This is a genomic window from Curtobacterium sp. MCSS17_006, from assembly GCF_003234215.1.
GTDB classification, from domain to species: Bacteria; Actinomycetota; Actinomycetes; order Actinomycetales; family Microbacteriaceae; genus Curtobacterium; species Curtobacterium flaccumfaciens.
Genome location: NZ_QKSO01000013.1, coordinates 77677 through 103748, shown reverse-complemented (window position 1 = coordinate 103748; position 26072 = coordinate 77677). Strand labels below are relative to the sequence as shown.

The following is a 26072-nucleotide window of genomic DNA, read 5'->3' as shown; positions in this document are numbered from 1 at the left end:
ACCAACGGACGGGAGGCCCGGTACCAGCTGGTACCGGGCCTCCCGTCCGTCAGGTCGTGCAGCGGGGCTTACGCCTCGACCGCGACCTTCTCCGGGTCCTCGTTGGAGCCCGGCGCGCTCGGCGCGACCGCGGCGCGCACGCGCGCACCCAGGTCGGCGTCCACGTTCGTCCAGTAGGCGAACACGCGCTCACGCAGGTCGTCGCGCGTCACCTTCGAGACGTGGCCGGCGATGTTGCCGACCAGGCGCTCACGGGCGGCGTCGTCCAGGACCTCGCGGACGAGCGTGCCGGCCTGGCCGAAGTCGTCGTCCTCCGGGTGCAGGGTCGCGGCGGAACGCTGCAGCGCACCGTCGGACTCCCAGCCCGGGGCGTCGTCGGTCGCGTTCGGGTCGGCGTGCGCCCCACCGAGCGAGTTCGGCGCGTACACCGGCACCTCGGACTTCTGGAAGTCGAAGCGCATGCCGCCGTCCTTCGAGTACGAGTGGACCTCGTTCTTCGGGGCGTTCACCGGCAGCTGGGCGTGGTTCGTGCCGACGCGGTACCGGTGTGCGTCCGCGTAGCTGAAGATGCGCGCCAGGAGCATCTTGTCGGGGCTCGCCGCGATGCCGGGCACGAAGTTCGAGGGGGCGAAGGTCGCCTGCTCGATCTGCGCGAAGTAGTTCTCCGGGTTGCGGTTGAGCTCCATCGTGCCGACCTCGATGAGCGGGTAGTCCGCGTGCGGCCACACCTTCGTCAGGTCGAACGGGTTGAAGCGGTAGGTCGCGGCGTCCTCGTAGGGCATGACCTGCACCTTGAGGGTCCAGCGCGGGAAGTCCTGACGCTCGATCGCGGCGTGCAGGTCACGGATGTGGAAGTCCGCGTCCTCACCGGCGATGCGGTCGGCGTCCTCCTGCGTCAGGGTCTTGTGGCCCTGCTCGGTGATGAAGTGGTACTTCACCCAGAAGCGCTCGCCCTCGGCGTTGATCCACTGGTAGGTGTGCGAGCCGAAGCCGTCCATCTCGCGCCAGCTCGCGGGCAGGCCGCGGTCGCCCATCAGCCACGTGACCTGGTGCGCCGACTCGGGCGACAGGGTCCAGAAGTCCCACTGCATGTCGTGGTCGCGCAGGTGCGAACCCGGCAGGCGCTTCTGCGAGCGGATGAAGTCGGGGAACTTGATGCCGTCACGGATGAAGAACACCGGGGTGTTGTTGCCGACGAGGTCGTAGTTGCCCTCTTCGGTGTAGAACTTCAGCGCGAAGCCGCGGGGGTCGCGCCAGGTGTCCGGGGAGCCCTGCTCACCAGCGACGGAGGAGAAGCGGGCCAGCATCTCGGTCTGCTTGCCCGGCTGCAGGAACGCGGCACGGGTGAAGCGGGAGACGTCCTGCGTGACGGTGAAGGTACCGAAGGCGCCGCCGCCCTTGGCGTGCACGACCCGCTCCGGGACGCGCTCGCGGTTGAACTGGGCGAGCTTCTCGACCAGGTAGTGGTCGTGGAGCGCGAGGGGGCCGTCGGCCCCGACGCCCATCGAGTGCTCGTCGCTCGAGACGGGTGCGCCGCTGTTGGTCGTGGTGGTCGGGGTGCCGGTCGGCGTGTTCTGGTCGGACACGGTTCCTCCTGGAGGTGGGACGTTGGTTCGGTCAGGGGTGCTCGGGTGGTTCGGGGTCCGGCGCGTCGCGCGGCCGGTGCGGTGGGCGGTCGCCGTCAGGCGGGCGTGGGGGCGCCGGGGGCCTGCGCGTTCGCGCCGGGCGCGTCTGGGTGATCGCGCTCTGCGTCGTCGTGTTCCGCGTCGTCGCGCTCTGCCGCTGCGCAGCGTTCGCAGATGCCCCAGTAGGTGACCTCGGCGGTGGTGACCGCGAAGCCGTGGGTCTCGGACGGTGTCAGACAGGGCGAGTGGCCGACCGCACAGTCGACGTCCTCGATCGCGCCACACAGGGTGCAGACGATGTGGTGGTGGTTGTCACCGGTGCGCCGCTCGTACCGCGCGGGGCTGCCGGCCGGTTCGATCCGGCGGACGAGCCCGACGCCGGTCAGGGCGTTCAGCACGCCGTAGACGGCCTGGTGACTGGTGGTCGGCAGCGCCACGGCGAGCGCGGTGACGATGTCGTCCGCGGTGGCGTGCGGCATCGAGCCGGTCGCTCGGAGCACCGCGAGACGTGGGGTCGTGACCCGGAGCCCCGAGGAACGGAGCAGATCGGCGTCGGCATCCATGCTGAGCCTTTCTTTTGCAGGAATCAAGACAACGCGTTCACTGTACACGAGCTTCTGCTGCCGACCAGCGAGGGGACGCATGCCGCCACCGGAATACGAAGTGTCACGATCCGGTCGCGATCAGCTGGGACGACACTGGACCGACCGTTCCGCACGCTAACGTCCGGACATGTCCACGAGCCAGGGTCTGCCTGAACAGGCGAACAGCACCGCGGACGTCCGGGGGATCATCGCGAAGCGGGACCTGGTCGTCGACCTCATCCGGACGGCCTGCGTCGTCCTCGTCGTCATCGTGCACGTCACGATGGTCGGCGTCGCCGCCGATGACCAGGGGGTGCGGGTGACGAGCCCGCTGCAGGAACTCCCCTGGTACGTCGCCGCCACCTGGGTCGGGCAGGTGATGCCGCTGTTCTTCGTGGTCGGCGGGTTCGCGAGTGCCGTCGGCTGGCGCAGCACCGTCGCCCGTGGTGCGCCGAGCCCCGCCCGCGACTACCTGGCCACCCGCCTGGTGCGGCTGTTCCGGCCCGCGGTGCCGCTGTTCGTGTTCCTCGCGCTCGGGCTCGGGGTCGCCACGGCCGCTGGGACGCCGCCGGAGCTCCTGGCCGAGGTCGCGTTCGGCATCGGTTCACCGCTCTGGTTCCTCGCCGCCTACGGCATCACCCAGTGCTGCGTCCCCGTGATGATGCGCCTGCACGAGCGAGCGCCGTGGGCCACCCTCGCCGTGCTGCTCGTGCTCGCCGGGGCGGTCGACGCCGTCCGCCTGGCCACCGGGGTCGCCGAGGTCGGGCTGCTCAACCTCGGACCGGTGTGGCTCTTCGCGCAGCAGCTCGGCTTCCTCTGGGCCGACGGCTGGTTCGCTCGACGGTCGAAGGTGCTCCTGCTCGGCATCGCCGTCGTCGCGTACGCCGTGCTCGTGCCGATGACCTCGGTGGGGCTCTGGGCACCCGACATGCTGCAGGACCTCAACCCGCCGATGCTCCCGCTGGCGTTCCTGGCGATCGCGCAGGCCTGCCTGGTCCAGCTCGTGCACGCGCCGCTCACCCGGCTGATGCGCACGCGGGCCGCACTCGGGGCCGTGTTCGTGCTCGGCCGCGACGGCATGACCATCTACCTGTGGCACCTGCCGCTGTTCATCGCACTGAACGGCATCGCCCTGCTCGTCGGCGTGCCGTTCCCGGCGCCGGGCTCCGGTCCGTGGTGGGCGTCGCGCATCGTCGCACTCGTGGTGGTGCTCGCCGTCGCGATCGGGGTGGCCCGGGCCCTGCGCTGGTTCGACCGGCCGCTCCCCCGGCTGCTGCCGTCGGCCGACCGTCCGTCCTGGCCGGTCGTCGCGGTCGCCGCCCTCTGCACGATCGGTCCGGCGTTCCTCGTGATGCAGCTGCACCTGTCGTTCGCCGTCGCACTCGTCGGTGCGGTGGCCGTGCCGGTGGGCGTCTGGCTGCTGTCGCGGACCGTCCCGGCACCCGGGGTCGCCCGGATCTGAACCGGTTCTCACCGTCGCGGGGCCACGACGGCCCCCCGGCGGACGTCGAACGGACGGAGGATGGTTCCGGCGGCGCGAAGGACGAGTCCGCCTGATCCCCAGGAGGCTCCCCACGCCGTCGACACCCGAGTTCTGGAGCACCTGGCGGTTCGACCCCCTGGCGGCGGTGCTCCTCGTCGTCGCCGCGGTCGCCTACGGCCGGTGGATCGTCGGCGCGGCTCGACGGGGTGCCCGGTGGCCGTGGTGGCGCACGCTCGCCTTCGCCACGGCGCTCGTGCTGTTCGGTGTCCTGCAGTTCGGCATCGTCGGCGTCGCCGACGAGCGGTTGCGCTGGGCATTCGTGCTGCGGGCCGCCCTGCTGTTCTTCGCGGTCCCCACCTTCGCCGCGCTCGGTGCGCCCGTCGCACTGCTCCGGATCGGAGGCCCGGCTCGCCTCGCGCAGGTCGCCGACGCGGTCATGGGGTCACGACCGGTGCGCCTGCTCGGCAACGCGATCGTCGCCCCGCTGGTCGCGCTCGCGCTGTTCGCCGTCCTGCTCACCCCGTTCTCGGCGGTGATCCGGGAGTCACCCGCCTGGGCCGCCGTCATCACCGTCACCGTGCCGGCACTCGGGTTCGGCCTGCTCGCACCACTGTCCGAGGTCGGCGTGCTCGTCTCGTCGACGTTCGCCACGGCCGAGTTCCTGCTCGCGTTCGTCGAGCTCGTCGTCGACGCGGTGCCGGGCATCGTGCTGCGGATCACGAACCACGTGCTCGACGGCTCACTCACGCCGGTGGTCGGACGGGCCTGGTACCCGGCGCCACTGCAGGACCAGCACCTGGCGGGCGACCTGCTGTGGTTCATCGCCGAGGTGGCGGACATCCCCGTGCTCGTCGCCCTGTTCATCCGGTGGCAGCGGACCGACCGCCGCGAGGCCCGGGCCGTCGACGCCCTGACCGACGAACAGATGGACGAGCTCACCCGAGCGCACCTGCAGCGCCGCAGTTGACGGGCGGGGGTGCGCGTCGGGCGCACGCTGCGCAGCACTTCGTGAGCAGCAATGGTCGGGTGCCCGAAGGCGACCCGACCATTCCTGCTCACGAAGCGCGCTCGTGCCCTACTTCGACGGGGCCCCCGCGGGCTCGGCGTCGGGCTGCGTGGTGACCGAGCCGGTCTGCTGCCACGCGACGGTCTGCTTCGGCTTCGCCAGGAACAGTGCGGCGACGATGGCCACGATCAGCACGATCGCCGGCAGGTAGAGCGACTCACCCATGGCCTTGGAGAACGGCTCGAGCAGGAAGCCCGGCAGCGCGCCGACCTGCTGCTCGGCACCACCGGCCGAGGCCCCACCGGACGACGCCGGGAAGTTCGCGGTGATCCGGGCCTCCATCAGGGCGGCGATGCCGGCGGAACCGAGCACCGCACCGATCTGGCGGGTGGTGTTGTAGACGCCCGAGCCGGCACCGGCCAGCTTCGGCGGCAGGTTGCGCGTCGCCGAGACGGACAGCGGTCCCCACATGCAGGCGTTGGCGAGACCGAGGAGCGCGCTCGGCAGGAGCACCCAGCCCCACTCGGCACCGCTCGACAGCAGGGCGCCGAACCAGAACAGGCCGACCGAGAAGCAGGCGAGCCCGAACGAGGCGACCCAGCGCGGGTTCCAGCGGTTCAGGTTCTTGCCGACGATCGGCGCGAGTGCGGCGGACAGCACGGCCTGCGGCACGAGGAGCAGTGCGGCCTGGGTCGGCGAGAAGCGCAGGACGTCCTGGGCCCACAGCATGATCGGCAGCGCGAACGAGGCGATCGCGACACCGACGGCCGTGATGGCGACGTTGGCCAGCGTGAAGTTGCGGTCCTTGAACAGGCCGAGCGGCAGCAGCGGCTCGCCCTTCTGCACGCCCTGCCAGACGACGAAGCCGGCCAGCACCACGAGGCCGACGATGATGAGCGACCACACCGAGATCGGGCCGGCGATGACGCCCCAGTCGTAGGTCTCGCCCTCCTGGATGCCGAAGACGAGCAGGAACAGGCCCGCTGCCGACAGGAAGATGCCGAGGTAGTCGAAGCGGTGTCCGTGCCGCTCGAACGACGGCACGAAGCGCTGCGCGAGCACGAACGCGACGACACCGACGGGGACGTTCACGAAGAAGATCCACTCCCAGCCGAAGCCGTCGACGAGCAGGCCGCCCACGATCGGGCCGACGAGCGACGCGACACCGGCGACGGCGCCCCAGAGGCCCATGGCCGCGCCGCGGTTCTGCGGCGGGAAGATGCGCGTGATGACCGACATGGTCTGCGGGCTCATCATCGCGGCACCGAGACCCTGCACGACGCGGGCGACGATCAGCACCTCGATCGAGCCGGCCAGGCCGCACCACAGGCTGGCGAGCGTGAAGACCACGAGGCCGATCTGGTACATGACCTTCGGGCCGAAGCGGTCACCGAGCCGGCCGGTGATGAGCAGCGGCACGGCGTAGGCGAGCAGGTAGGCGCTCGTCACCCAGATCACGGAGTTGATGTCCGCGTCGAGCTCCTGCGCGATGGTGGGGGTGGCGACCGACACGATGGTCGAGTCGACGAGGATCATGAAGAACCCGACGACGAGTGCCCACAGGGCAGGCCACGGCTTCTTCTCGGTCGTCCGCGGAGGCGTGACGGTGGTCATCGAGTGGTTTCCTTGCTGTTCGTGGTGGTGTCTGCGGACGCGACGGAGGCGTCCCAGGAGATGTGGCCGGCGGCGATCCGGTCGGCCGTGGCGGCGAGCCACTCGATCTGCGTCGTGAGCATGGCACGCACGTACGACACGTCGAGCCAGTACCGCTCGGGCAGGTCCTTCGCTCGGACGATCCCGAGGATCTCGTCCGCCTCGTCGCGCTGGGCCTGGATTGCGGTGACCCGCGCCCGGAGTGCGGACTCGGCCTCGTCGACCGACAGGTTCTCGATCTCGGCGACGGCCAGGTGGAAGACGGGGTACTCCTCGGCCGGTTCGGCGATCAGCCGGACGAGCCCGTCGTGCAGGGCCGTCCACCCGTCGTCCGTGATGGCGTAGGTGGTGCGTTCCGGACGGTTGCCTGCCCGGTCGGTCCCCACGATCTCGGCGAGGCCGAGCTCCACCAGGCGGCCGACCTGGTGGTACAGGGTGCCGGGCCGGACCTTGACGTTCCGACCGTCCCGTCGGTGCGTCATCGTCTGGAACATCTCGTAGGGATGCGTCGGCCCCTCGGCCAGGAGCCCGAGCGCGGCGAACGCGAGTGGCGTGAGCGACGGCACACGTGCCTCCAGTCCGCTTGTTCGTTGTTGACTATTCGAAGTGGAATATACGCGTTGGAACAGACATGAACAACCGCACAGGAAGGGCCGGTCTGGAGGCCCGTGGCCGTCCCGGCGTGTCGCGCGCGCCCCGTAGACTGGTCGCGTCCCCCCACCCCTGAAGTGCTGGAGAGAACACGTGCCAACGATCGTCGTCGAGGTCATGCCCAAGGCCGAGATCCTCGACCCCCAGGGGAAGGCCGTGGGCAACGCCCTGGCCCGCCTCGGCAAGGCCGACCTGACCAACGTCCGCATCGGCAAGCGCTTCGAGGTGACCGTCGACGGCCCCGTCGACGACGCCAAGCTCGCCGAGGTCCGTGACATCGCAGCCGACGTCTTCTCGAACGCGGTCATCGAGGACGTCGTGTCCGTGACCGTCGAAGGCCAGTGACCCGGATGCGCATCGGCGTCATCACGTTCCCCGGCTCGCTCGACGACCGCGACGCCCAGCGCGCCGTCCGTCTCGCCGGTGCCGACCCCGTCGCCCTCTGGCACGGCGACCACGACCTGCAGGGCGTCGACGCCATCGTGCTGCCCGGTGGGTTCTCGTACGGCGACTACCTGCGTGCCGGCGCGATCGCAGCGAAGGCCCCGATCATGGCCGAGGTCATCGACGCCGCCGGCAAGGGCATGCCCGTGCTCGGCATCTGCAACGGGTTCCAGATGCTGGCCGAGGCCCGTCTGGTCCCCGGTGCACACACCCGCAACGCGCACCAGCAGTTCATCCGCCGCGACCAGAAGCTCCGCGTCGAGACCACCGCGACCGCCTGGACCTCCGGCTTCAGCGCTCAGCAGGAGATCACCATCCCGCTGAAGAACGCCGACGGCCGCTTCGTCGCGGACGCCGACACCATCAAGCGCATCGAGGACAACGGCCAGGTCGTGTTCCGCTACGTCGGCGTGAACCCGAACGGCTCCATCGACGACATCGCCGGCGTCTCGAACGAACGCGGCAACGTCGTCGGCCTGATGCCGCACCCCGAGCACGCGACCGAGGCCGGGTTCGGCCCGGACACCCCCGCTGCGATGGCCTCGGGCACCGACGGCCTGACCTTCTTCACCTCCGTGATCGAGCACGCGCTCGTCAAGTGACAGGGAACAACGACACCGTGACGACCTCCGTTCGCCCGAAGCCCGACACCGTGCAGGACGCGGCAGCCACCCCCGACAAGGAGCAGCCGTACGACGCGCTCGGCCTGAAGCCGGACGAGTACGCCCGCATCAAGGAGATCCTCGGCCGCCGCCCCACGTCGGGTGAGCTGGCGATGTACTCGGTGATGTGGAGCGAGCACTGCTCCTACAAGTCCTCGAAGAACTACCTGCGTCAGTTCGGCAAGAAGGTCACGCCGGAGATGACGAAGAACCTGATGGTCGGCATGGGCGAGAACGCCGGTGTCGTCGACGTCGGCAACGGCTGGGCGGTGACCTTCAAGGTCGAGTCGCACAACCACCCGTCCTACGTCGAGCCGTACCAGGGCGCGGCCACCGGTGTCGGCGGCATCGTCCGCGACATCATCTCGATGGGCGCCCGCCCCGTCGCCGTGATGGACCAGCTCCGCTTCGGCGCGATCGACCACGAGGACACCGCACGCGTCGTGCACGGCGTCGTCGGTGGCATCTCGTTCTACGGCAACTGCCTCGGCCTGCCGAACATCGGCGGCGAGACCTACTTCGACCCGGTGTACCAGGGCAACCCGCTGGTCAACGCCCTCGCGGTCGGCGTGCTCCGCCACGAGGACCTGCACCTGGCGAACGCGTCCGGTGCCGGCAACAAGGTCGTCCTGTTCGGTGCCCGCACCGGTGGCGACGGCATCGGCGGCGCGTCGATCCTGGCGTCCGACACCTTCACCGAGGGCGGCCCGACCAAGCGCCCGGCCGTGCAGGTCGGCGACCCCTTCGCCGAGAAGGTCCTGATCGAGTGCTGCCTCGAGCTGTTCCAGAAGGACCTGGTCGAGGGCATCCAGGACCTCGGCGCCGCGGGCATCTCCTGCGCCACCTCGGAGCTCGCGAGCAACGGTGACGGCGGCATGCACATCTCGCTCGACGACGTCCTGCTCCGCGACCCCACGCTCACCGCCGAAGAGATCCTGATGTCGGAGAGCCAGGAGCGCATGATGGCGGTCGTCCGCCCCGACAAGCTCGACGAGTTCCTCAGCGTCGTCGGCAAGTGGGAGGTCGAGACCAGCGTGCTCGGCGAGGTCACCGGCACCGGCCGACTCGTCATCGACTGGCAGGGCCAGGAGATCGTGAACGTCGACCCGCGCACCGTCGCCGTCGACGGCCCGGTCTACGACCGCCCGGTCGCCTACCCGACCTGGATCGACGCGCTGCAGGCCGACACCGCTGCCTCGCTCGACCGCCCGGCCGACGGCCCCGCGCTGAAGGCACAGTTCCTCAGCCTGCTCGGTTCGCCGAACCTGGCGTCGAAGAACTGGGTCACGAACCAGTACGACACCTATGTGCTCGGCAACACCGCGCTGTCCTTCCCCGACGACGGCGGCATGATCCGCGTCGACGAGGAAACCGGGCTCGGGGTCGCCATCGCCACCGACGCGAACGGCCGGTACTGCCAGCTCGACCCGAAGCAGGGTGCACGCCTGGCCCTGGCCGAGGCCTACCGCAACGTCGCCGTCACCGGTGCCGTCCCCGCCGCCGTCACCGACTGCCTGAACTTCGGCTCCCCCGAGAACCCCGAGGTCATGTGGCAGTTCTCCGAGGCAGTCGAGGGTCTGGCCGACGGCTGCATGGAGCTCGGCATCCCGGTCACCGGCGGCAACGTGTCGTTCTACAACCAGACCGGCTCGACCCCCATCCACCCGACGCCCGTCGTCGGCGTGCTCGGGATCATCGACGACGTCGCCAAGCGCGTGCCGTCCGGGTGGCAGGACGACGGCCACAACATCTACCTGCTCGGCACCACGAGCCTCGAGCTCGACGGCTCCGCGTGGGCCGGCACCGTGCACGGGCACCTCGGCGGGCGTCCGCCGGCGGTCGACCTCGAGCGCGAGAAGGCCCTCGCCGAGCTGCTGTACGCGGCGTCCGGCGAGCAGCTGCTCACCAGCGCGCACGACCTGGCGGACGGCGGCCTCGGCCAGTCGCTCGCCGAGTCGGTGCTCCGCTTCGGCATCGGCGCCCGCGTGGTCCTCGACGAGCTCGAGACCCGCGACGGCATCGACACCGCGACCGCGCTGTTCTCCGAGTCGACCGGCCGCGTCATCGTGACCGTCCGCCGCGAGGACGACGTGCGGTTCCAGGGCATGTGCGACGGCCGGGGCTTCCCGGTGCTGCGCATCGGCGTGACCGACGCGACGTCGAGCACGCTCGAGGTCCAGGGTGCGTTCGAGGCCACGGTCGACGAGCTGCGCGGCACCCACGCCGCGACGCTGCCGGCCCGCTTCGGCGACGTGATCGTCGAGGACGTCACCGAGGGGTACGTCGGCCGCGGGCCGCTCGACTCCGACGGTGCCTTCTCGCCGCGTACCGACTCCTAGGCCCGGGTCGCGGATGCCGATCGTCACCCTGCCCTTCGCCGAGCTCGTCGACCGGTTCGGCCCCGTGCCGGACGGCATCGAGCTGGACGTCTGGGACGTCGAGTCGCCGTACGGTCGCCCGGACGACGTCGCGATCACGTTCCTGCCGTTCTACTTCGAGGGGCGGCACCGCTGGCAGTTCGTGCACGACCTGCCCGAGCTCCAGCTCCTGCAGCTGCCGAGCGCCGGGTACGAGCACGCCGTCCCGCACGTGCCCGGTCACGCGCAGCTGGCGAACGGTCGCGGCATCCACGACGACGAGACCGCCGAGCTCGCGGTCGGCCTCGCGCTGACGTCGCTCCGTGAGATCTCGGCGTTCCAGGTCGACCGGGCCAACGGCGTCTGGGACGCCCGCGAGACCCGATCGCTCGCCGACCGCCGGGTGACCGTCGTCGGCTACGGGGCGATCGGATCCGCGATCGCCACCCGGTTCGAGGCGTTCCGCACCGAGGTGACGGTGGTCGCCCGGACCGCTCGTGAGCAGGACGGCCGGCACGTGCACGCGTTCGGCGAGCTGCCCGAGCTGGCTCCGACGACCGACGTCCTCGTGCTCATCGCGCCGCTCACCGCCGAGACCGAACGCCTGGTCGACGCGGAGCTGCTGGCGGCGCTGCCGGACGGTGCCCTCGTGGTGAACGTGGCGCGCGGCAAGGTCGTCGACACCGACGCCCTGGTCGCCGAGCTGCGGTCGGAGCGGCTGTTCGCGGCCCTCGACGTCACCGACCCGGAGCCCCTGCCCGCCGGACACCCGCTCTGGACGACGCCGAACACCGTGCTCACCCCGCACGTCGGCGGCAACACCGACCTGAGCGTGCCGCGGTCGATCGAGCTGATGCGCAAGCAGGTCGCCGCGCTGGCCGAGGGTCGCCCGTTCGAGAACCTGATCGAGTTCTAGCCGGACGGTCCCGGCGTCAGAGCGGGACGATGCAGGTCGGGGTGCCGACCGGGATCTGCGCGACGGCTTCGCCGGGCATGCCCTCGGCGTCGAGCGGCAGCACGGCGACGGCGTCGGACATCTGGTTCGCCACCAGGACGAACCCGGGCACCCGCGCGAAGTGCCGCGGCCAGACCCCACCGCAGGGCACCGAACCGACGACGGCGAGCCCGCCGTCACGCGCGTCGAGCACCACGAGCAGGTCACGCCCGCGCACGGCCACGTACACGCGGCCGGCCTCGTCGACCTCGATGTGGCTGAGCAGCGACTCCCCCACCGCACCGTCGAACGTCGGCACGGCGGCGATCGTCACGAACGACCCGGAGCCGTCGCGGCGCAGACGGTGGACACGCCCGTCGAGTTCACCGGCGACGAGCAGGTCACCGTCGATCCAGGCCATGTGCCTCGGGCCGGCGCCGGGGGTCACGTGGTGCACGCGGAGCGCCTCGATGGCGGGGACCCCGTCGGCCGACACCGTGACGCGGAACTCGTGCAGGGCATCGCCGCCGAGGTCGGCGACGAGCACCGTGCCGTCCGGGGTGGCGATCGACTGGTGGGCGTGCGGGCCGTCCTGGCGGTCTTCGTCAGGACCCGTGGCGTCGGGCAGCACGGCGACCGCGACCGCCTCTGCCGGCACCGAGCGCTGGTCGGCGTCCCCGTGCAGCACCACGCCGTCGCTGGCGGTCACCGAGGCGGCGTGCGACTCGGCCGGGGCGAGCGAGATCGCCGTCACCGTGCCCGAGACGTAGTTCGTGACGACGAGCGCGCCCGAGGGGTCGACCCGCACGTGGCACGGGGCGTCCCCACCGGCGGGGGCGTCCCACAGGTGCTCGAGTGCGCCGCCCTGCAGCCGGAAGGCCGACACGGCACCGTCGTTCGTCTCGGAGACCGCGTAGACCCGGTCAGCCGAGACCGCGAGGAACGAGGGGTCGTCGAGCACCGCGACGGTCCGGGGTGCCGGGACGGCTCCGACCGGTCCGGCGTCGACCAGCGAGATGCCCGTGGCGTTCCCGCCGCCGGTCGCCGTGTACGACCCGATGAGCAGCGACGGCAGCTCGGCGCTCATTCGTCGCGGCCCGCGATGCGCTCGTGGTGGTGGATGACCTCGGCGACGATGAAGTTGAGGAACTTCTCGGCGAAGGCGGGGTCGAGGTGGGAGTCGGCGGCGAGCGACCGGAGCCGTGCGACCTGGATCCGTTCGCGGTCCGGGTCGGCGGCGGGCATGCCCGACTCGGCCTTCAGGTGCCCCACGCGCTGCGTGTACTTGAAGCGTTCCGCGAGCATGTGGATCACGGCGGCGTCGATGTTGTCGATGCTCTGCCGGATGCTCCGCAGTTCGGCGACGGCGCTCGCGTCGGCCTCGGACAGGGTGACGTCGTCGTTCATGGTCCGAGCCTACTGGCGGACGTGCAGCGGAACCCGGCCCGCTGCTGCGAGAATGTGCACATGTCGGTCCTGCTGGTGATCTCGGGCGTCTGTGCGGTCCTCGCGGGCCTCATCCACGTGTACATCTTCTTCCTCGAATCGGTCATCTGGACCAGTCCGCAAGCGCGCCGGATCTTCGGCATCGCTTCCGAGACCGAAGCCGTGGCGACCCGTTCGCTCGCCTTCAACCAGGGCTTCTACAACCTGTTCCTGGCGATCGGGGCGATCCTCGGCGTCGTGCTCGTGCTGGCCGGCAACACCGTGAGCGGCTGGACCCTCGTGGTGTTCTCGACCGCGAGCATGCTCGGTGCCGCGGTGATCCTGGTCGGCTCGGGTCGCAAGTACGTCAACTCCGCGTTCAAGCAGGGCACGCTCCCCCTGATCGCGCTGCTCTTCGCACTGCTGGGCTCCACCATCGGCGTCTAGTCCAGCTCCCCCTCCCCCGAACTGCGAAAGCGACAGGGTGCCACCGAACATCGGTGGCACCCTGTCGCTTTCGCGGTGCTGACCAGCGGAACCGGCCAGCAGCGACGACCAGCCCTAGCCGAGCTTCTCCTCGAACTGCGCCGGCAGCTTGTCGAGCGCCCACTCGATCGCAGCCGTGGTGCCCATCGAAAACGCCGACGAGACGTCCTTGTCGTCGAAGACGATCGAGTGCCCGGCCTCGACCGACGGCACCTTCTGGAACAGCTTGTTCGACGAGGCCTCCGACGCGTCGACGTAGATCGGCAGGATCAGCGTCAGGTCGGCGTCGAGCAGGTCGAGGTTCTCGTCGGACAGGTGCACGGAGAACTCCTTGCCGGCCTGCTCGTCGATGGCCTTCGGGATCTCGAAGCCGAGGTTCCGCATGAAGGTCGAACGGCTGTCCGTGGAGGCGTACGCCCCGAAGCCCTCGGAGCTGTAGGCACCGACGACGGCCGTCTTGCCCTCGAAGTCCGGGTGCGCCTTGCGTGCTGCGGCGTAGGCGTCGTCGAGGCCGGTGAGCAGCTTCTTGCCCTCGGACTCCTTGCCGAGCGCCTTCGCGATCATCGTCGTCTGCTGCTCGGTCGACGCGAGGTAGTTCGCGCCGCCCTTCGGGATCGCCACGGTCGGCGCGATCGCGGAGAGCTTGTCGTACCGCTCCTTGTCACCCGAGGACTTCACGTCGAGGATCACGTCGGGGTTCAGCTTGAGGATGTCCTCGTAGCTCGGCTCGAGCGTCTGGATGATCTTCGGGGACTTGTCGTACGCACCCTTGAGCCACGGACCGACACCGTCGCCGCCGAACGCGAGCCAGTCGCTCGCACCGACCGGCTGCACACCGAGCTCGAGCGCCGTCTCGGCGTCGCCCCACCCGAGTGCGACGACGCGCTTCGGTGCCGACTCGATGGTGGTGGTGCCGAGGCCGGTCGTGATCGAGACCGGGAACGCGGCGTCGGACGACCCCGACGACGCCGAGTCGGTCGAGGAGCCGGAGCCGGACGCGCAGCCGGCGAGGACGAGGGACGCTGCGACGACGGCGCCGGCTGCGGCGAGCACGCGTCGGAGACGCAAGGGAGAACGGTTCACGAAGGGTAGCCTAACCTAACGGGGTGCGCAGGAAAACGGCTGGCTAGGCTGGGTGACCGTGGCGTTCACCGATCCAGGCCGCACGCACCTCGCGGTGCTCGGCTCCCCCATCGCGCACTCGCTCTCGCCCACGCTCCACGCTGCGGCCTACGATGCGCTCGACCTGCCCTTCACGTACGGGAGGCACGAGGTCGCGTCCGGCGAGCTCGCCGCGTTCGTCGCGGGGCTGGGTCCGGAATGGCGTGGGCTGAGCCTCACGATGCCACTCAAGCGCGAGGTGCTGCCGCTGCTCGACCGCACGACCCCGCTCGTCGACGAGCTCGGCGTCGCCAACACGGTCGCGTTCCGCCATGAGGGCTCCACGATCGTCCGAGCCGGCGCGAACACCGACGTGCAGGGACTCGTCCGCCCGGTCAAGGCGCTCGGACACCTGCCCGGCGAGGCCACGATCCTGGGTGGCGGAGCCACCGCGGCGAGCGCCCTGACCGCTGCCGTCCGGCTCGGGGCGTCGCTCGTCCGGGTGTTCGTCCGCGACACCGCGAAGACCCGTGCGCTGGTCGACCTGGCCGTCCGGCTCGGTGTGACGCTCGAGGTGCACCCCCTGAGCGAACTCGCCGGCACCCACCACGGGTTCGTTCTCTCGACGCTGCCGGGCGGTGCAGCCGATCCACTCGAGTTCCGTCCGTCGGGGCCGGACGCCCTCCTGTTCGACGTCGCCTACGAACCGTGGCCCACAGCGGTCGCCAGCCGCTGGACCGACTCAGGGGGCCGCGTGCTGAACGGCCTCGACATGCTCACCGAGCAGGCGATCGGGCAGATCCGGTTCTTCCTCACCGGTGACGAGGACGAACTGCTCCCCGACGAGGCCGGGGTCCGCCGGGCGATGCGCACCGCGGTCGACCTGCCCGCCGTCATCGGCAGCTAGGAGCCACGGACGACCGAGACGGTCAGGCGACCACGCCGTCCACGTAGAACCATCGTCCCTGCTCGCGGACGAAGTCGCTCGTCTCCTCGAGCGTGCCGCGCTCGTCGTCGGAACGCCACCACGCGCGGAACGTGACGGTGCCGTGGGAGTCGAACGGGCCTCCCGAGGTGGTCGCCAGCACGTCCAACCGGGTCCAGCGCTGGGTCGGGTCCAACTCGAGACCCGCCGGGCGGGTGCGCGGGTGCCAGGTGAGCAGCAGGTACTCCGGCAGGCCCAGCGCGAAGGCGCTGAAGCGGGAGCGCATGAGCCGTTCCGCGGTCGGCGCCACGGCCCCGGCGTGCAGGGGGCCGCAGCACTCGCCGTAGGGGTTGCCGCTCAGGCACGGGCAGCGCGTCGTGTCGGTGACCACCGGCCGAACGCTAGTCGACGATGGACAGCGTGACGGTGATGTTGCCGCGGGTGGCGTTCGAGTACGGGCAGATCTCGTGTGCACGCTCGGCCAGGCGCTGGCGCTGCTCCTGCGGGGCGTTCGGGGCGTAGACGTCGAGCTCCACGGCGAGGCCGAAGGCGCCGTTGCCGGTGCCGCCGATGCCGACCTCGGCGGAGACCTCGGCGCCGGTGGTGTCGACCTCGAGCTCCTTGCCGGCGGCGTGCAGGGCGCCGAGGAAGCACGCGGCGTACCCGGCGGCGAAGAGCTGCTCGGGGTTGGTGCCCTCGCCGCTGCCACCCATCTCCTTCGGCGGGCGGGTGTCGAGGTCGAGCCGGTCGTCCTCGCTGCGGACGTGTCCGTCGCGGCCGCCTCCGGTGGCGTGGGCAGCGGCGGTGTAGACGATGTCGAGACTCATGGTCCGAGGTCACCGTGCTCGCCTGGACGAATCCTGAGCGGCAGCACCACGTCGCGGGTGCGGCTGCTCCGGGCGCGCGGCGCTCGGGCGTGTCCGGGCGGGCGGCTGCGGGTGCGAGCGCGTCGCTTGGTGAGCAGAAGATGTCGAGTCCCTCGCCCGCACCCGACATCTTCTGCTCACGAACGAGAGGACGAGCGAGCGTCCGGGCACCCGGGACCGCCACCGGGTAGACATGATGAGTGTTCAAGATCGGGTGGCAGGTGTTCCGCGAGCGTCTCCCCGCACTCGTCAGCCCCCGGCGCCGCCGCCGCATCCGGCTCGTCGGCATCATCGGCGTGGTGGTGGCGTTCGTCGGGTTGCTGGTGCTCACGCTGATCACGGATGTGTTCGACGCCACACCGCTCCCATCGGCCGGAATGGTCGTCGTCGGCCTGCTCCTGTCCGTGGGCTTCGGGTGCCTCGCAGCCGCCTGCGTCCCGTCCGGGCCGAAGGGGTGGGCGGTCCCGCCGATCCCCGGCATCGGATGGCGCACACAGGAGGCGGTCGCCCGGTACTACCGCCGCAACCCGCCCCCGGTCGACCCGAAGCACCGCGACGCCGTCCTCGACCGCCTGCCGGAGACCCGCGACCTGCTCGTCCGCTCGGCGCTCGGCGGCCTCCTGATCCTGACCGGGTGCGCGGCCGCCCTTCTCGCCGTGGTGATCGTCGACGTCGCCGCGATCTCGGCTGGTACCGGCCTGCCCCGGTTGCCATGGTTCTGGTTCTTCCTGGGCATCACCGGGTCCGCCACGGGGATCGGAGGACTGCGCACCCTCGGCCGCCAGGAGCAGCTCCGCGTCGAGGCCGAAGCGCTCCCGCCGGTTCCCCCGCCCCTGCCGCCTCGAGGCCGTCCCGGCGCACGGAGCGGCAGCAAGCTCGCCCTGCCGGAGGAGTGACCCGTGTTCACGCTCGGCTGGCAGGTCTTCCGCCGGCACGTCACGGACCTGCTCGATCCGGCACGCGTCCGTCGTGCCGCCCTGCGGTCCGGCATCGCGGCGGTCGTCGCGCTGGTCGGCATGGCCGTCCTGGAGGCCCGGGTCGACTGGACGGGGACCACTCCGGTCCGCAGCGTGGTCGCGATGGTGCTGCTGGCGCTCGGCGTCGGACTGCTCGCCTTCGCGTGCATCCCGACGTGGCAGCCGCCGGACCCTTCGACCACGATCAACGGTCGGCAGGTGCGGCCCTCGTGGCAGCTCGCCGCGCGGGGTGCCACGCAGCTGTACGTGCAGCGTCGGCCGGTGCCGGTCCTGCCGGAGCACCGCGAGATCGTGCGCACCGACACCGTCCTGCTGCGGCGGGGGTTGATCGGCACGCTCGCCCGCGTCGCACCGTTGCTCGGTTCGGGTCTCGTCGCCGTCCTCGGGGCGTTCGTCCTCGGGTCCGCCAGCGGGTTCCAGGTGCTCTTGATCGCGGTGTACACGATCGGGCTGTCGGAGTACGTCATCCGCCTCGGCCGCTCCGAACGAGCCCGCCTGGCCGCCGAGTCCCTCGAGCCCGCACCCGCACCCGCACCCGAGACCCCCGCACGCCCCACTTCGTGAGCAGAAGGGGTCGAGTCGCCGTCGGGCACTCGACCATTCCTGCTCACGAAGCGTGAACGGCGCACCCCGACGCGCACCACTGTCGGCGGCGACGGGCACACTGGGCGCATGTGTGGAAGGTTCGTCGTCTCCGACACCACGGCCGATCTGTTGCCCGAGCTCATGGGCGAGCTCGCCGCCCGGACCGAGCACGTCGACGAGGACACCGGCGAGGTGCACCCCGGCCTCGCCCCGAGCTGGAACGTCGCCCCGACCGACCCCGTGTACGCCGTCCGCCAGCGGCACGGTGAACGCGAGCTGCCACAGATCAGCTGGGGCTTCGTGCCGAGCTGGGCGAAGGACTTCCAGAAGCAGCGCCCGAAGCCGATCAACGCCCGCATCGAGACGGTCGCGACGAGCGGCATGTTCAAGCGGGCCTTCGCCACGAACCGCTGCATCGTCCCGGCGCAGGGGTACTACGAGTGGGTCGTGCGTGAGGACGGCAAGGAACCCCACTTCGTACACGAACCCGGCGGCGCCCTGGCGATGGCCGGCGTCGTGAGCGCCTGGCCCGACCCCACGAAGCCCGAGGGTGACCCGGACAAGTGGCGGCTGTCGCTCGCGATCATCACCCGTGACGCCCACGTCGCCCCGGGCGAGGTCCACGATCGCATGCCCGCGTTCCTGACGCCCGACGGCTACGACGACTGGCTCGGCGGCGACCTCCGGTCAGACGACCTGCTCGCCCTGCTCGACCACGAGTCGCTGGCGGTGGCCGCGGGCCTGGAGCAGTACGAGGTCTCCCGCACGGTGAACAGCGTGCGGAACGACGGACCGCAGCTCATCGCGCCCGTCGCGTAGGCGGTCGCGCCCCGCGCGCGGACAGGAGGCCCGGATCACCGCAGCGGGTCTGCTGCGGTGATCCGGGCCTCCAGTCCGGCACCCTGTTACGGACGTGCGCTGCGGCGGATGCCCGGCGCGACGCGGACCGCGATCCGTCGTCGGGTCACCAGGAGCACGCCCGCCAGCATGAGCGCGAGTGCCGCGAGCCCGAGGCCGACCAGCCCGGTCACGCCCGTGAAGGCGAGCTCGGTGCCGTGGACGATCGCGGCGAGCCCGGTCGGGAACCGAACCGTGACGGTCGCGCTGACCGTCTGTCCCGCGCTGTCGGTGACCTCGTAACCGACGAACGTGGTTCCGGTGAAGCCTTCCTGCGGAGTGAAGACGACGCGGCCGTCGCGGATGGTCCAGGTGCCCTGGTCGGCGACGACCACACGGTCGGTCGGTGTGCCGGACTCCGGGTGGAGCAGGTGCAGCGTGCCCGGCTCGAACGTGGCGCCGCCGGTGGCGGAGTCGTTGTCGAGCGGATCCACGACGACCCGGTGTCCGACGATCCCGGTGGCGGAGTCGTCGGTGGCGACCGCCGCGGCGACCACGGTCATGGTCGCGGTGGCGGTGGCCGTCTGCCCCGAGGCGTCCGTCACCGTGTAGGTGAAGGTGTCCGTGCCGGTGAAGCCGGCCGCCGGGGTGTAGACGTACGCGCCGTTCCGCTGGATCGTCACGGTGCCGTGGGCGGGCTTCCGGGCCGGGGCGGCCGTGAGGCCGGTGCCCTGGTCGTCGGCGAGCAGGCCGTGGCGGGCGTCGCGGGTGACGGGCGTGCCGGACACGGTGCGCCCGGAGTCGTCCGCTGCGGCGATGCCGACCGTGATCGTGACGGTGGCGTCGACCTGCTGCTCCATCGAGTCCTGCGCACGGTACGTGACGGTGTCGGTGCCCGAGAAGCCCTTCGCCGGGGTGTAGACGAACGTGCCGTCGGCGGCGATGGAGGCCGTGCCGTGACGGGCCTGCCCCACCGCGACGACCCTCAGGGCGTCACCGTGGTCGTTGCCGAGCACGCCGTGGCCGGCGACCCGGACCGTCTTGCCGGCCGTGGTCGTGGCCTTGTCGTCCTTCGCGGCCGGGGCGACGTCGATGACGACTCGCGCGAACGCCGCGGTGCCGTCGGCGTCGTTGGCCGAGTAGGTGAACCAGTCACGTCCGGACCAGTTCGACGTGGGCGTGTAGACGTACGAGCCGTCCTTCTCGAGCGACAGTGTGCCGTTGAACGGCTTCGTCTCCATGGCGGCCCAGAGCCCACGACCGGAGTCGCCGACCAGCACGCCCTTGTCGGCGGCCATGCGCATGCTGCGGTTCGTCGACATGGTGTGCCAGTGGTCGACCGCGGCGACGCCGACGACGACCGTGACCGTCGCGGTCGAGGTCCGTCCGGCGCCGTCGGTCACCGTGTACTCGAACGTGTCCGCGCCGGAGAAGCCCTTCGCCGGGGTGTAGACGAGCGCGCCGGGCTCGGTGCCCTCGGTCACGGTGCCGTGCTCAGCGCGGCCGTGCGCGGTGACGGCGAGGCCGGTGCCCCGGTCGTTGCCGGTCAGGGTCGCGCCGGTGATCGGCAGCGCGGTGTTCGCCGCGGTGCGCAGGGCGTCGGCGACCGCGGTCGGCGTGACGGTCACGGTGACGGTCGCCGTCGCGGTGCCGCCGGTCGGGTCGGTCACCGTGTAGGTGAACGTGTCCGTGCCGGAGAACCCGTCGGCGGGCGTGTACGTGACCGAGCTGGCACCGGTCGGGCCGGTTGCGCCGCCGCCGGTTCCGCCGGTCGTCGCGCTGCCGGTGATCGTGGCGGTGCCGTGGCCGGGCTTCGAGACCGCGGTGACGGCGAGCTTCGTGCCCGAGTCGTTGCCGGTTACGGGAACGTCGACCGGGGTCGCGGCGCTCGTCGTCGCGGTGTCCGCGGCGGCCTTCGGGGCGACGACGATCGTCACGGTGCCCGTGGTCGTCCCGCCGGAACCGTCGGTGACCGTGTAGTCGAACTCGTCCGGGCCGGAGTAGCCCGGCTCGGGCTTGTACGTGTACGAGCCGTCCTCGTCGACCGTCACGTCACCGTGCGAGGGCTTCGTGTGGTCGGTGACCGCCAGGTCGGTGCCCTTCGCACCGTCGAGCAGTCCGGTGCCGGCCGGCACGGTGGTGGTGGCGTCGGCCTCGGCCGAGGTCGACCCGCCACCGGCGACCGGGGTGACGGTGACCGTCACGGTGCCGGTGTTCGTGGCGCCCGACGGGTCCGTCACCGTGTAGGTGACGGTGTCCGTACCGGAGAAGCCGTCCTTCGGCGTGTACGTGATCGTGCCGTCGTCGTTGCGGGTCGCGGTGCCGTTCTTCCCGTCCGTGACGGACACGACCGTCAGGCCCGTGCCGTGGTCGTTGCCCGTCAGGGCACCGGAGGTGACCGTGGTGCTGCCACCCGCCGCGACCGTGACGGTGTCGGGCTCCGTGCCGGGGCGGACCGTGATGGTGACGGTGCCGGTGGTGGTGCGACCGGCGGGGTCCGTCGCCGTGTAGGTGAAGGTGTCCGTGCCCGAGAAGCCGTCCTTCGGCGTGTACGTGTACGAGCCGTTCGCGGCGAGCTCGACCGTGCCGTGTGCAGGCTGCTGGTCGACGGCCGCGGTCAGGCCGGTGCCCCGGTCGTTCGCGAGCACGCCGTCGCCCTTCGCGACGGTCAGGGTCGAGCCGGCCGTGGCGGTGGCGGTGTCGGCCGTGGCGCGCGGGCCGACGACGACCGTGACCGTGCCGGTCGTGGAGCGGCCTGCTCCGTCGACCACCGTGTAGGTGAAGGTGTCCGTGCCCGAGAAGCCGTCGGCCGGGGTGTAGACGACGCGGCCGGTGGCACGGTCGAGCGTGACGGTGCCGCGGGCGGTGCCGGTCTCGCCGGTGCCGGCGCCGGCACCGGTGCCGGTGCCGGTGCCGGTGCCGCTGCCGCTGCCCGCGGCCCCGCCTGCGGTCACGTCGGTCACGGTCAGCCCCGTGCCCCGGTCGTTGCCGGTCAGGGTGGCGGCGTCGATGGTCAGCGCCTCGTCGGCCCGGGTCGACACCGTGTCGGCGGTGGCGACGGGTCGCACGGTGATCGTGACGGTCGCCGCACCGGTGGTGACACCGCTGCCGTCGGTCACCGTGTAGGTGAACGAGTCGTTGCCGGACGCTCCGGCGGTCGGCGTGTACTCGACCGAGCCGTCCTCTGCGACGACGGCCGTGCCGTGGGACGGGCCGGTGACGATCGTGGTCTCGAGGTCCGAGCCACGGTCGTTGGCCTGCACGTCGATCGTCACGGGGGTACCGGCGTCCGTCGACGCGGTGTCGGCACCGATGGTCGGGTTGACCGTGATGGAGACGGTCGCGGTGCTCGGCGAGCCGGAGCCGTCGACCGCCGTGTACGTGAACGCATCCGGGCCGGAGTACCCCTCGGCCGGCGTGTACGTGAAGGTGCCGGTGGCCTCGTCGAGCGTCAGCGCACCGTGCGAGGGGGACGTGTTCGACGCCACGGTGAGCCCGGTGCCGGAGTCGTTGCCGAGCACGCCGGTCGCCCGGGTGTCGGCCGTGGCGGTGCCGCCCGCCGCGACCTTGACGGTGTCGTCCTGCGCGGCCGGGGCGACCTGCACGGTCACGGTGACGGTGTCGGTCCCACCGCTGCCGTCGGTCACGGTGTACGTGAAGGAGTCGGTGCCGGAGAACCCGGCGGCCGGGGTGTACGAGTACGAGCCGTCCGGACGCACCGTCGCCGAGCCGTGGGCGGGGGCACTGCTGCCGGTGACGGTCAGGCCGGTGCCCAGGTCGTTGTCGAGCACGTTGCCGGTCGTCGGCGAGCCGGCTGTCGCGGTGGCGGCGTCGGCCGTCGCGGTCGGCAGGACGGTGAGTCGCACCGTCGCGGTGACGGTCGCGCCGGAGCCGTCCTTCGCCGTGTACGTGAACGCGTCCGGGCCGGAGTACCCCTTCTCGGCGCCGTACGAGAACGAACCGTCGGCGGCGATCTTCACCAGACCGTGCGACGGCTGGCCGTGGCCGGTGAGGGTCAGGTCGGACCCCCGGTCGTTCGACAGGACGCCGTCCGCGGCGTCCACCGTGAGCACGGTGCCCGCGTGCACGCTGTACGCGTCGTCGGAGCCCTTCGGTGCGACGGTGACGGTCACGGTGCTGGTCGAGGTCTGCCCCGAGGAGTCCTTCGCCGTGTACTGGAACGTGTCCGAGCCGGAGAACCCGCCGGCCGGGGTGTACGTGTACGAGCCGTCGGCGGCGACCGAGGCGGTGCCGTGCGCCGGCGTGGTGTTCGAGACGACGGACAGGCCGGTGCCGCGGTCGTTCGCGAGCACACCCGAGGCAGCCGGCACCGACAGCGCCGTGCCCGTGGGGGTCGTGGCGGTGTCGCTGCTGGTGGTGACGTGCGTGGCCTTCAGCGTGTTCGTGAAGGTGACCAGGACGTCGGTGCCGTCCGCGGTGGTGGCTGCCGGGAACGTGAAGGTCCCCGTCGAGCCGGTACCGCCGGCGACGGTCGCGCCGGTCGTCTGGTCGACCGCCTTCCACGTCGTGTCGTAGTTCGCCAGGTCGGTGGTACCCGCAGCGGTCTGCTTGACCGTGTAGTCCTTGTTCGGCGTGGTCAGGACGGCGCCGGCCTTCTGCGCCTGCACGCCGGTGGCGGATCCGCTGGTCGTGCCGGCGCTGCCCGGCTTGGTGGTGTCGATCCCGCCACCGCTGATGGCCAGGGCGAACTGGTCGCCGCTGTTCCAGCGCTGGTCGACGCTCGCGGCACCGGTCACGGTGTCGGCGTAGTTGCAGCTCGCCAGGTCGGACGCGGCGAAGTCGCCGGCGATCCGGAAGTTGCGGACCTCCTTGCCCGAGGTCGGGTCCAGCTGGTAGATCGTCGTGACGGTGCTGTTCGTCGGGGTGTTCGAGACGTAGAGGTAGCCGTCGGACGAGAACGCGATACCGGGGCTGTTCGTGCCGGCGGGCAGGGTGGCGATCGCGCTGGTGGTCATGGCAGTCGTACCCGAGGCCGTGGGGACGGCGTCGGTGTTGACCCGGTACACGGTGTCCGACGCGACGACGAAGAACAGACCGCGCGAGCTGAACGCGAAGTCGCCGTTGCCGTCCTTCAGGCCGTCGATCTGGCCGACCTGCCCGAGGTACTTGCCGCTCTTCGGGTCATACGCCCCGAGCCAGCCCTTGTTCGAGCCGTAGTAGTAGATGCCCGTCACCGGGTTGACCGCGCCGCGGATCACCGAGCGGACGGACTCCGTCGCGACCGGGTCCGACGCGACGCCGGTCTTCGGGTCGAACTGTCGCAGCGTCGCCGTCTTGTTGTTCGACGCCGCGAACATCGAGACGCCCTCACGCGAGATGCCGAGACCGTTGTTCGCGCCGGTGCCGAGGTTCGTGACGTCGGCGGTCGTGCCCCGCGAGGCTCCCGTGCTGATGTCGACGGCGACGACCTTGCCGGTGCCGTCGATCGCGTACAGCGTCTCCTGCGGGGTGCAGACCAGGGCGCCGTCCTTCGTGGCGCTGACGGCGGAGGCCGGCGCAGCCGCGACGACCGCCGAAGTGGCGGTCAGCCCCGTACCCCCCAGGAGTGCGGCTCCGAGCACGGCGACGGCGCGCAGGCCGGGTCGGCGGGTGGCACGGGTGCCGGCAGGACGGTCGGGACCGTCGGTGGGCACAGCGGTGCCCGGGTTCGAACGCTGCATGATCACTTTCGGGTCGAGACGATGCGGGCACCGAGACCGACCGGAGGATCAGGGAGAACGGTCGTTGGCGCCAGGTTGATCCTGGCAGTTCCTCGTGTTCGGGTGGGGACAATCGGGGTCCCCAATAGGGGGGACCACTCGTTCAGGGGCCACGCCGCGGCCCGGCACGTCACGCCGCGGCCCGGCACGCCACGGCCGCCAGTGCCCGCCGTCGCGACCCGTTCGCGCCCCGGGCACACGACGAACCCCCGCCGGCATGCCGGCGGGGGTTCGAGGATCAGCGAGCGATCAGCAGTGGATCAGGCGGTCGGACGGATCACGTCCGGCAGCAGCACGTGCAGACGCTCGGCCAGCCGCGACTTGGCTTCGTCGAGGGAGCGGAAGTCCCCGACGTACTCGCCGAACGTGTCGGCGACGAAGAAGTGGGTGCCCTGCCGGTCGACGGTGCCGCCGTAGTAGCCGCCGTAGTTCGCGACCCACAGACCGGTGTCGGCCTGCGCCCACGAGATCCGGACGGGGGCTGCCTGCACGGGAGCCAGGACCTCGGCCTCGATCTCGGCGATGACCTCGATCGTCTGGGTGTCCAGGGTCACCTCGGCCTGCTGGCGGTGGGCGACGGTCGTGCTCATGGTGCTGCTCCTTCGTGCTGTGCTGCGTACTGGGTGGTGCCGGTGGTTCCGGGTGGTGCGGGCGTCGCGGTCGACGCCGGTGGTCCTGGTGGGAGCTGTCGTCACTCGACCGGCCGGATGACCGGCGGGAGCATCACGTGCAGCTGGTCCTCGAGCTTCGTCTGCGCCTCTTCGAGGGAGGCGAACTCGCCGACGACGAGCCCGAAGGTGTCGGAGGCGACGTACCGGTCGTCACGCTTGTCGACGCTGCCGCCGAAGTACCCGCCGTAGCCGGCGATCCACTCGCCCTGGTCTTCCTGCACCCAGGTGACCTTGGCGCGCTTGGGGCGCGAGGAGAGCGCTGCATCGGCTTCGAGGATCGCGATGGTGTCCACGGTGTCGGTGTCGAGGGTGACCTCGGCCTGCGTCGCGTTGTTCACGGTGATGCTCATGTCGCTCTCCTTCACGATCCGGGGTACATCTGCTGACACGAGAACGCTACGAGAAGCGCCGAGGGGATCGCCAGCGAGGCCCGTGGATTCACGGGTTCCGTCAATGCCCTTCATCGGGCAGCCCCGGATTTCCGGGGTGGTGTGACGCACTTCCGGGGTACAGCGCCAGGATCGGGGTACTCGTTTTCCGGATCGGCACGATTGGGGGACGAGATGGTGCGGACACCTGCCTGGAGGCGCGACTCGCTAGCGTCGGCACGTGACCTCCGACAAGCCCCGCGTCGACGACCGCGCTCCGGCCACCTGGCGCAGCCGTCGGTTCGCGACGGGGCTGGCGATCGCCTACGGCGTCGCCCTGGTACTCGTCGGGTTCTGGGGCTCCCCCGTCGACGCTGCAGGAGGCCCGTGGCTCACCCGCGCCCTCGCAGCCGCGCATCGACACGGCCTGCCACAGCGCATCGACTACGCCACCGTCGAGTCGCTGGCGAACGTGGCCTACTTCGTACCGCTCGGCCTGCTCGTCGTGCTGCTCGCCGGCGCCAGGTGGTGGTGGGCCGCCATCGCCGCGGGGCTCGTCGTCAGCACGTGCATCGAGACCGGTCAGGCGCTGTTCCTGCCCGCCCGCACCGCGACCGTCGACGACGTCGTCGCGAACGGCGTAGGGGCACTCCTGGGAGCCGTGGTGGGGGTGCTGCTGCTCAGCCGTGCGGCTCATCGCCGACGGTGACTA

At 71.2% G+C, this 26072-nt stretch carries 24 protein-coding genes; 12 read left to right on the top strand and 12 right to left on the bottom strand.

Annotation, left to right across the window (positions count from 1 at the left end; translation table 11 throughout):
• Positions 1 to 68 precede the first annotated feature (68 nt).
• Together DEJ21_RS13255 and DEJ21_RS13250 are read right to left on the bottom strand one after the other, a co-directional pair.
• Complete coding sequence (locus DEJ21_RS13255; protein WP_035808050.1) at positions 69 to 1586, bottom strand: catalase; 1518 nt, start codon at positions 1584 to 1586, stop codon at positions 69 to 71.
• 95 nt (positions 1587 to 1681) lie between these two features.
• Complete coding sequence (locus DEJ21_RS13250) at positions 1682 to 2188, bottom strand: Fur family transcriptional regulator (protein WP_258375060.1); 507 nt, start codon at positions 2186 to 2188, stop codon at positions 1682 to 1684.
• A gap of 169 nt (positions 2189 to 2357) precedes the next feature.
• On the opposite strand from DEJ21_RS13250, the gene DEJ21_RS13245 reads away from it, so the two are divergent.
• Entirely contained in the window at positions 2358 to 3671 is a 1314-nt protein-coding gene (locus tag DEJ21_RS13245) for an acyltransferase (protein ID WP_111224883.1), read from the top strand.
• Between the two features lie 166 nt (positions 3672 to 3837).
• On the top strand, positions 3838 to 4659 hold the full coding sequence (locus DEJ21_RS13240; RefSeq protein ID WP_111224882.1) for a cytochrome c oxidase assembly protein: 822 nt from the start codon (positions 3838 to 3840) through the stop codon (positions 4657 to 4659).
• 108 nt (positions 4660 to 4767) lie between these two features.
• Here DEJ21_RS13240 and DEJ21_RS13235 read toward each other — a convergent pair whose 3' ends face one another.
• Together DEJ21_RS13235 and DEJ21_RS13230 are read right to left on the bottom strand one after the other, a co-directional pair.
• Positions 4768 to 6312 (bottom strand): DHA2 family efflux MFS transporter permease subunit, encoded by a 1545-nt coding sequence (locus tag DEJ21_RS13235; protein ID WP_111091897.1) that lies wholly within the window; start codon positions 6310 to 6312, stop codon positions 4768 to 4770.
• Entirely contained in the window at positions 6309 to 6917 is a 609-nt protein-coding gene (locus DEJ21_RS13230; RefSeq protein ID WP_181435886.1) for a PadR family transcriptional regulator, read from the bottom strand. The genes DEJ21_RS13235 and DEJ21_RS13230 overlap by 4 nt, the downstream gene beginning before the upstream one ends.
• 178 nt (positions 6918 to 7095) lie before the next feature.
• On the opposite strand from DEJ21_RS13230, the gene purS reads away from it, so the two are divergent.
• From purS to DEJ21_RS13210, 4 genes are read left to right on the top strand one after another with little or no spacing between them, the layout of a single operon-like run.
• On the top strand, positions 7096 to 7347 hold the full coding sequence (gene purS, locus DEJ21_RS13225; RefSeq protein WP_017886272.1) for a phosphoribosylformylglycinamidine synthase subunit PurS: 252 nt from the start codon (positions 7096 to 7098) through the stop codon (positions 7345 to 7347).
• A gap of 5 nt (positions 7348 to 7352) precedes the next feature.
• Complete coding sequence (purQ, locus tag DEJ21_RS13220) at positions 7353 to 8048, top strand: phosphoribosylformylglycinamidine synthase subunit PurQ (protein ID WP_027465024.1); 696 nt, start codon at positions 7353 to 7355, stop codon at positions 8046 to 8048.
• Positions 8049 to 8065: 17 nt separating this feature from the next.
• Positions 8066 to 10447, top strand: a complete 2382-nt coding sequence (purL, locus tag DEJ21_RS13215) for a phosphoribosylformylglycinamidine synthase subunit PurL (RefSeq protein ID WP_258375059.1) — start codon at positions 8066 to 8068, stop codon at positions 10445 to 10447.
• A 13-nt stretch (positions 10448 to 10460) separates the two neighbouring features.
• On the top strand, positions 10461 to 11381 hold the full coding sequence (locus DEJ21_RS13210; protein WP_111033674.1) for a 2-hydroxyacid dehydrogenase: 921 nt from the start codon (positions 10461 to 10463) through the stop codon (positions 11379 to 11381).
• A gap of 16 nt (positions 11382 to 11397) precedes the next feature.
• Here the strand turns inward: DEJ21_RS13210 and DEJ21_RS13205 are convergent, their stop codons facing one another.
• Together DEJ21_RS13205 and DEJ21_RS13200 are read right to left on the bottom strand one after the other, a co-directional pair.
• Positions 11398 to 12486: a beta-propeller fold lactonase family protein gene (locus DEJ21_RS13205; protein WP_111224879.1), complete on the bottom strand. Its 1089-nt coding sequence runs from the start codon at positions 12484 to 12486 to the stop codon at positions 11398 to 11400.
• Positions 12483 to 12806, bottom strand: coding sequence for a chorismate mutase (locus DEJ21_RS13200; protein ID WP_111024253.1), 324 nt, complete (start codon positions 12804 to 12806; stop codon positions 12483 to 12485). Before DEJ21_RS13200 ends, DEJ21_RS13205 begins: the two co-directional genes overlap by 4 nt.
• A 60-nt stretch (positions 12807 to 12866) precedes the next feature.
• Here DEJ21_RS13200 and DEJ21_RS13195 point away from each other — a divergent pair, with 60 nt between their 5' ends.
• Positions 12867 to 13271, top strand: coding sequence for a DUF1304 domain-containing protein (locus tag DEJ21_RS13195; RefSeq protein WP_084740587.1), 405 nt, complete (start codon positions 12867 to 12869; stop codon positions 13269 to 13271).
• A gap of 114 nt (positions 13272 to 13385) precedes the next feature.
• On the opposite strand, the gene DEJ21_RS13190 is transcribed toward DEJ21_RS13195, so the two are convergent.
• Positions 13386 to 14393: an iron-siderophore ABC transporter substrate-binding protein gene (locus DEJ21_RS13190; RefSeq protein ID WP_258375058.1), complete on the bottom strand. Its 1008-nt coding sequence runs from the start codon at positions 14391 to 14393 to the stop codon at positions 13386 to 13388.
• 58 nt (positions 14394 to 14451) lie between these two features.
• Between DEJ21_RS13190 and DEJ21_RS13185 the strand changes: the two genes are divergently transcribed.
• Complete coding sequence (locus DEJ21_RS13185) at positions 14452 to 15318, top strand: shikimate dehydrogenase (RefSeq protein ID WP_181435885.1); 867 nt, start codon at positions 14452 to 14454, stop codon at positions 15316 to 15318.
• A gap of 22 nt (positions 15319 to 15340) precedes the next feature.
• On the opposite strand, the gene DEJ21_RS13180 is transcribed toward DEJ21_RS13185, so the two are convergent.
• On the bottom strand, positions 15341 to 15727 hold the full coding sequence (locus tag DEJ21_RS13180; protein ID WP_027465017.1) for a YchJ family protein: 387 nt from the start codon (positions 15725 to 15727) through the stop codon (positions 15341 to 15343).
• Between the two features lie 10 nt (positions 15728 to 15737).
• Positions 15738 to 16163, bottom strand: coding sequence for an organic hydroperoxide resistance protein (locus DEJ21_RS13175; RefSeq protein WP_027465016.1), 426 nt, complete (start codon positions 16161 to 16163; stop codon positions 15738 to 15740).
• Positions 16164 to 16402: 239 nt separating this feature from the next.
• Between DEJ21_RS13175 and DEJ21_RS13170 the strand changes: the two genes are divergently transcribed.
• From DEJ21_RS13170 to DEJ21_RS13160, 3 genes are all read left to right on the top strand, one after another.
• Positions 16403 to 17098, top strand: coding sequence for a hypothetical protein (locus tag DEJ21_RS13170; protein ID WP_111224876.1), 696 nt, complete (start codon positions 16403 to 16405; stop codon positions 17096 to 17098).
• 3 nt (positions 17099 to 17101) lie between these two features.
• On the top strand, positions 17102 to 17743 hold the full coding sequence (locus DEJ21_RS13165) for a hypothetical protein (RefSeq protein ID WP_111224875.1): 642 nt from the start codon (positions 17102 to 17104) through the stop codon (positions 17741 to 17743).
• A 108-nt stretch (positions 17744 to 17851) separates the two neighbouring features.
• On the top strand, positions 17852 to 18583 hold the full coding sequence (locus tag DEJ21_RS13160; RefSeq protein WP_111024260.1) for an SOS response-associated peptidase: 732 nt from the start codon (positions 17852 to 17854) through the stop codon (positions 18581 to 18583).
• A gap of 86 nt (positions 18584 to 18669) precedes the next feature.
• Here the strand turns inward: DEJ21_RS13160 and DEJ21_RS13155 are convergent, their stop codons facing one another.
• From DEJ21_RS13155 to DEJ21_RS13145, 3 genes are all read right to left on the bottom strand, one after another.
• The gene (locus tag DEJ21_RS13155) at positions 18670 to 24282 is read right to left on the bottom strand and encodes an Ig-like domain-containing protein (RefSeq protein WP_146247773.1); all 5613 of its coding nucleotides are present in this window, start codon (positions 24280 to 24282) and stop codon (positions 18670 to 18672) included.
• A gap of 299 nt (positions 24283 to 24581) precedes the next feature.
• Complete coding sequence (locus tag DEJ21_RS13150; protein ID WP_250896448.1) at positions 24582 to 24911, bottom strand: hypothetical protein; 330 nt, start codon at positions 24909 to 24911, stop codon at positions 24582 to 24584.
• A gap of 101 nt (positions 24912 to 25012) precedes the next feature.
• Positions 25013 to 25342, bottom strand: a complete 330-nt coding sequence (locus DEJ21_RS13145; RefSeq protein ID WP_110892017.1) for a hypothetical protein — start codon at positions 25340 to 25342, stop codon at positions 25013 to 25015.
• A 259-nt stretch (positions 25343 to 25601) separates the two neighbouring features.
• Here DEJ21_RS13145 and DEJ21_RS13140 point away from each other — a divergent pair, with 259 nt between their 5' ends.
• Positions 25602 to 26069, top strand: a complete 468-nt coding sequence (locus DEJ21_RS13140; protein WP_111224872.1) for a VanZ family protein — start codon at positions 25602 to 25604, stop codon at positions 26067 to 26069.
• Positions 26070 to 26072: the final 3 nt, after the last annotated feature.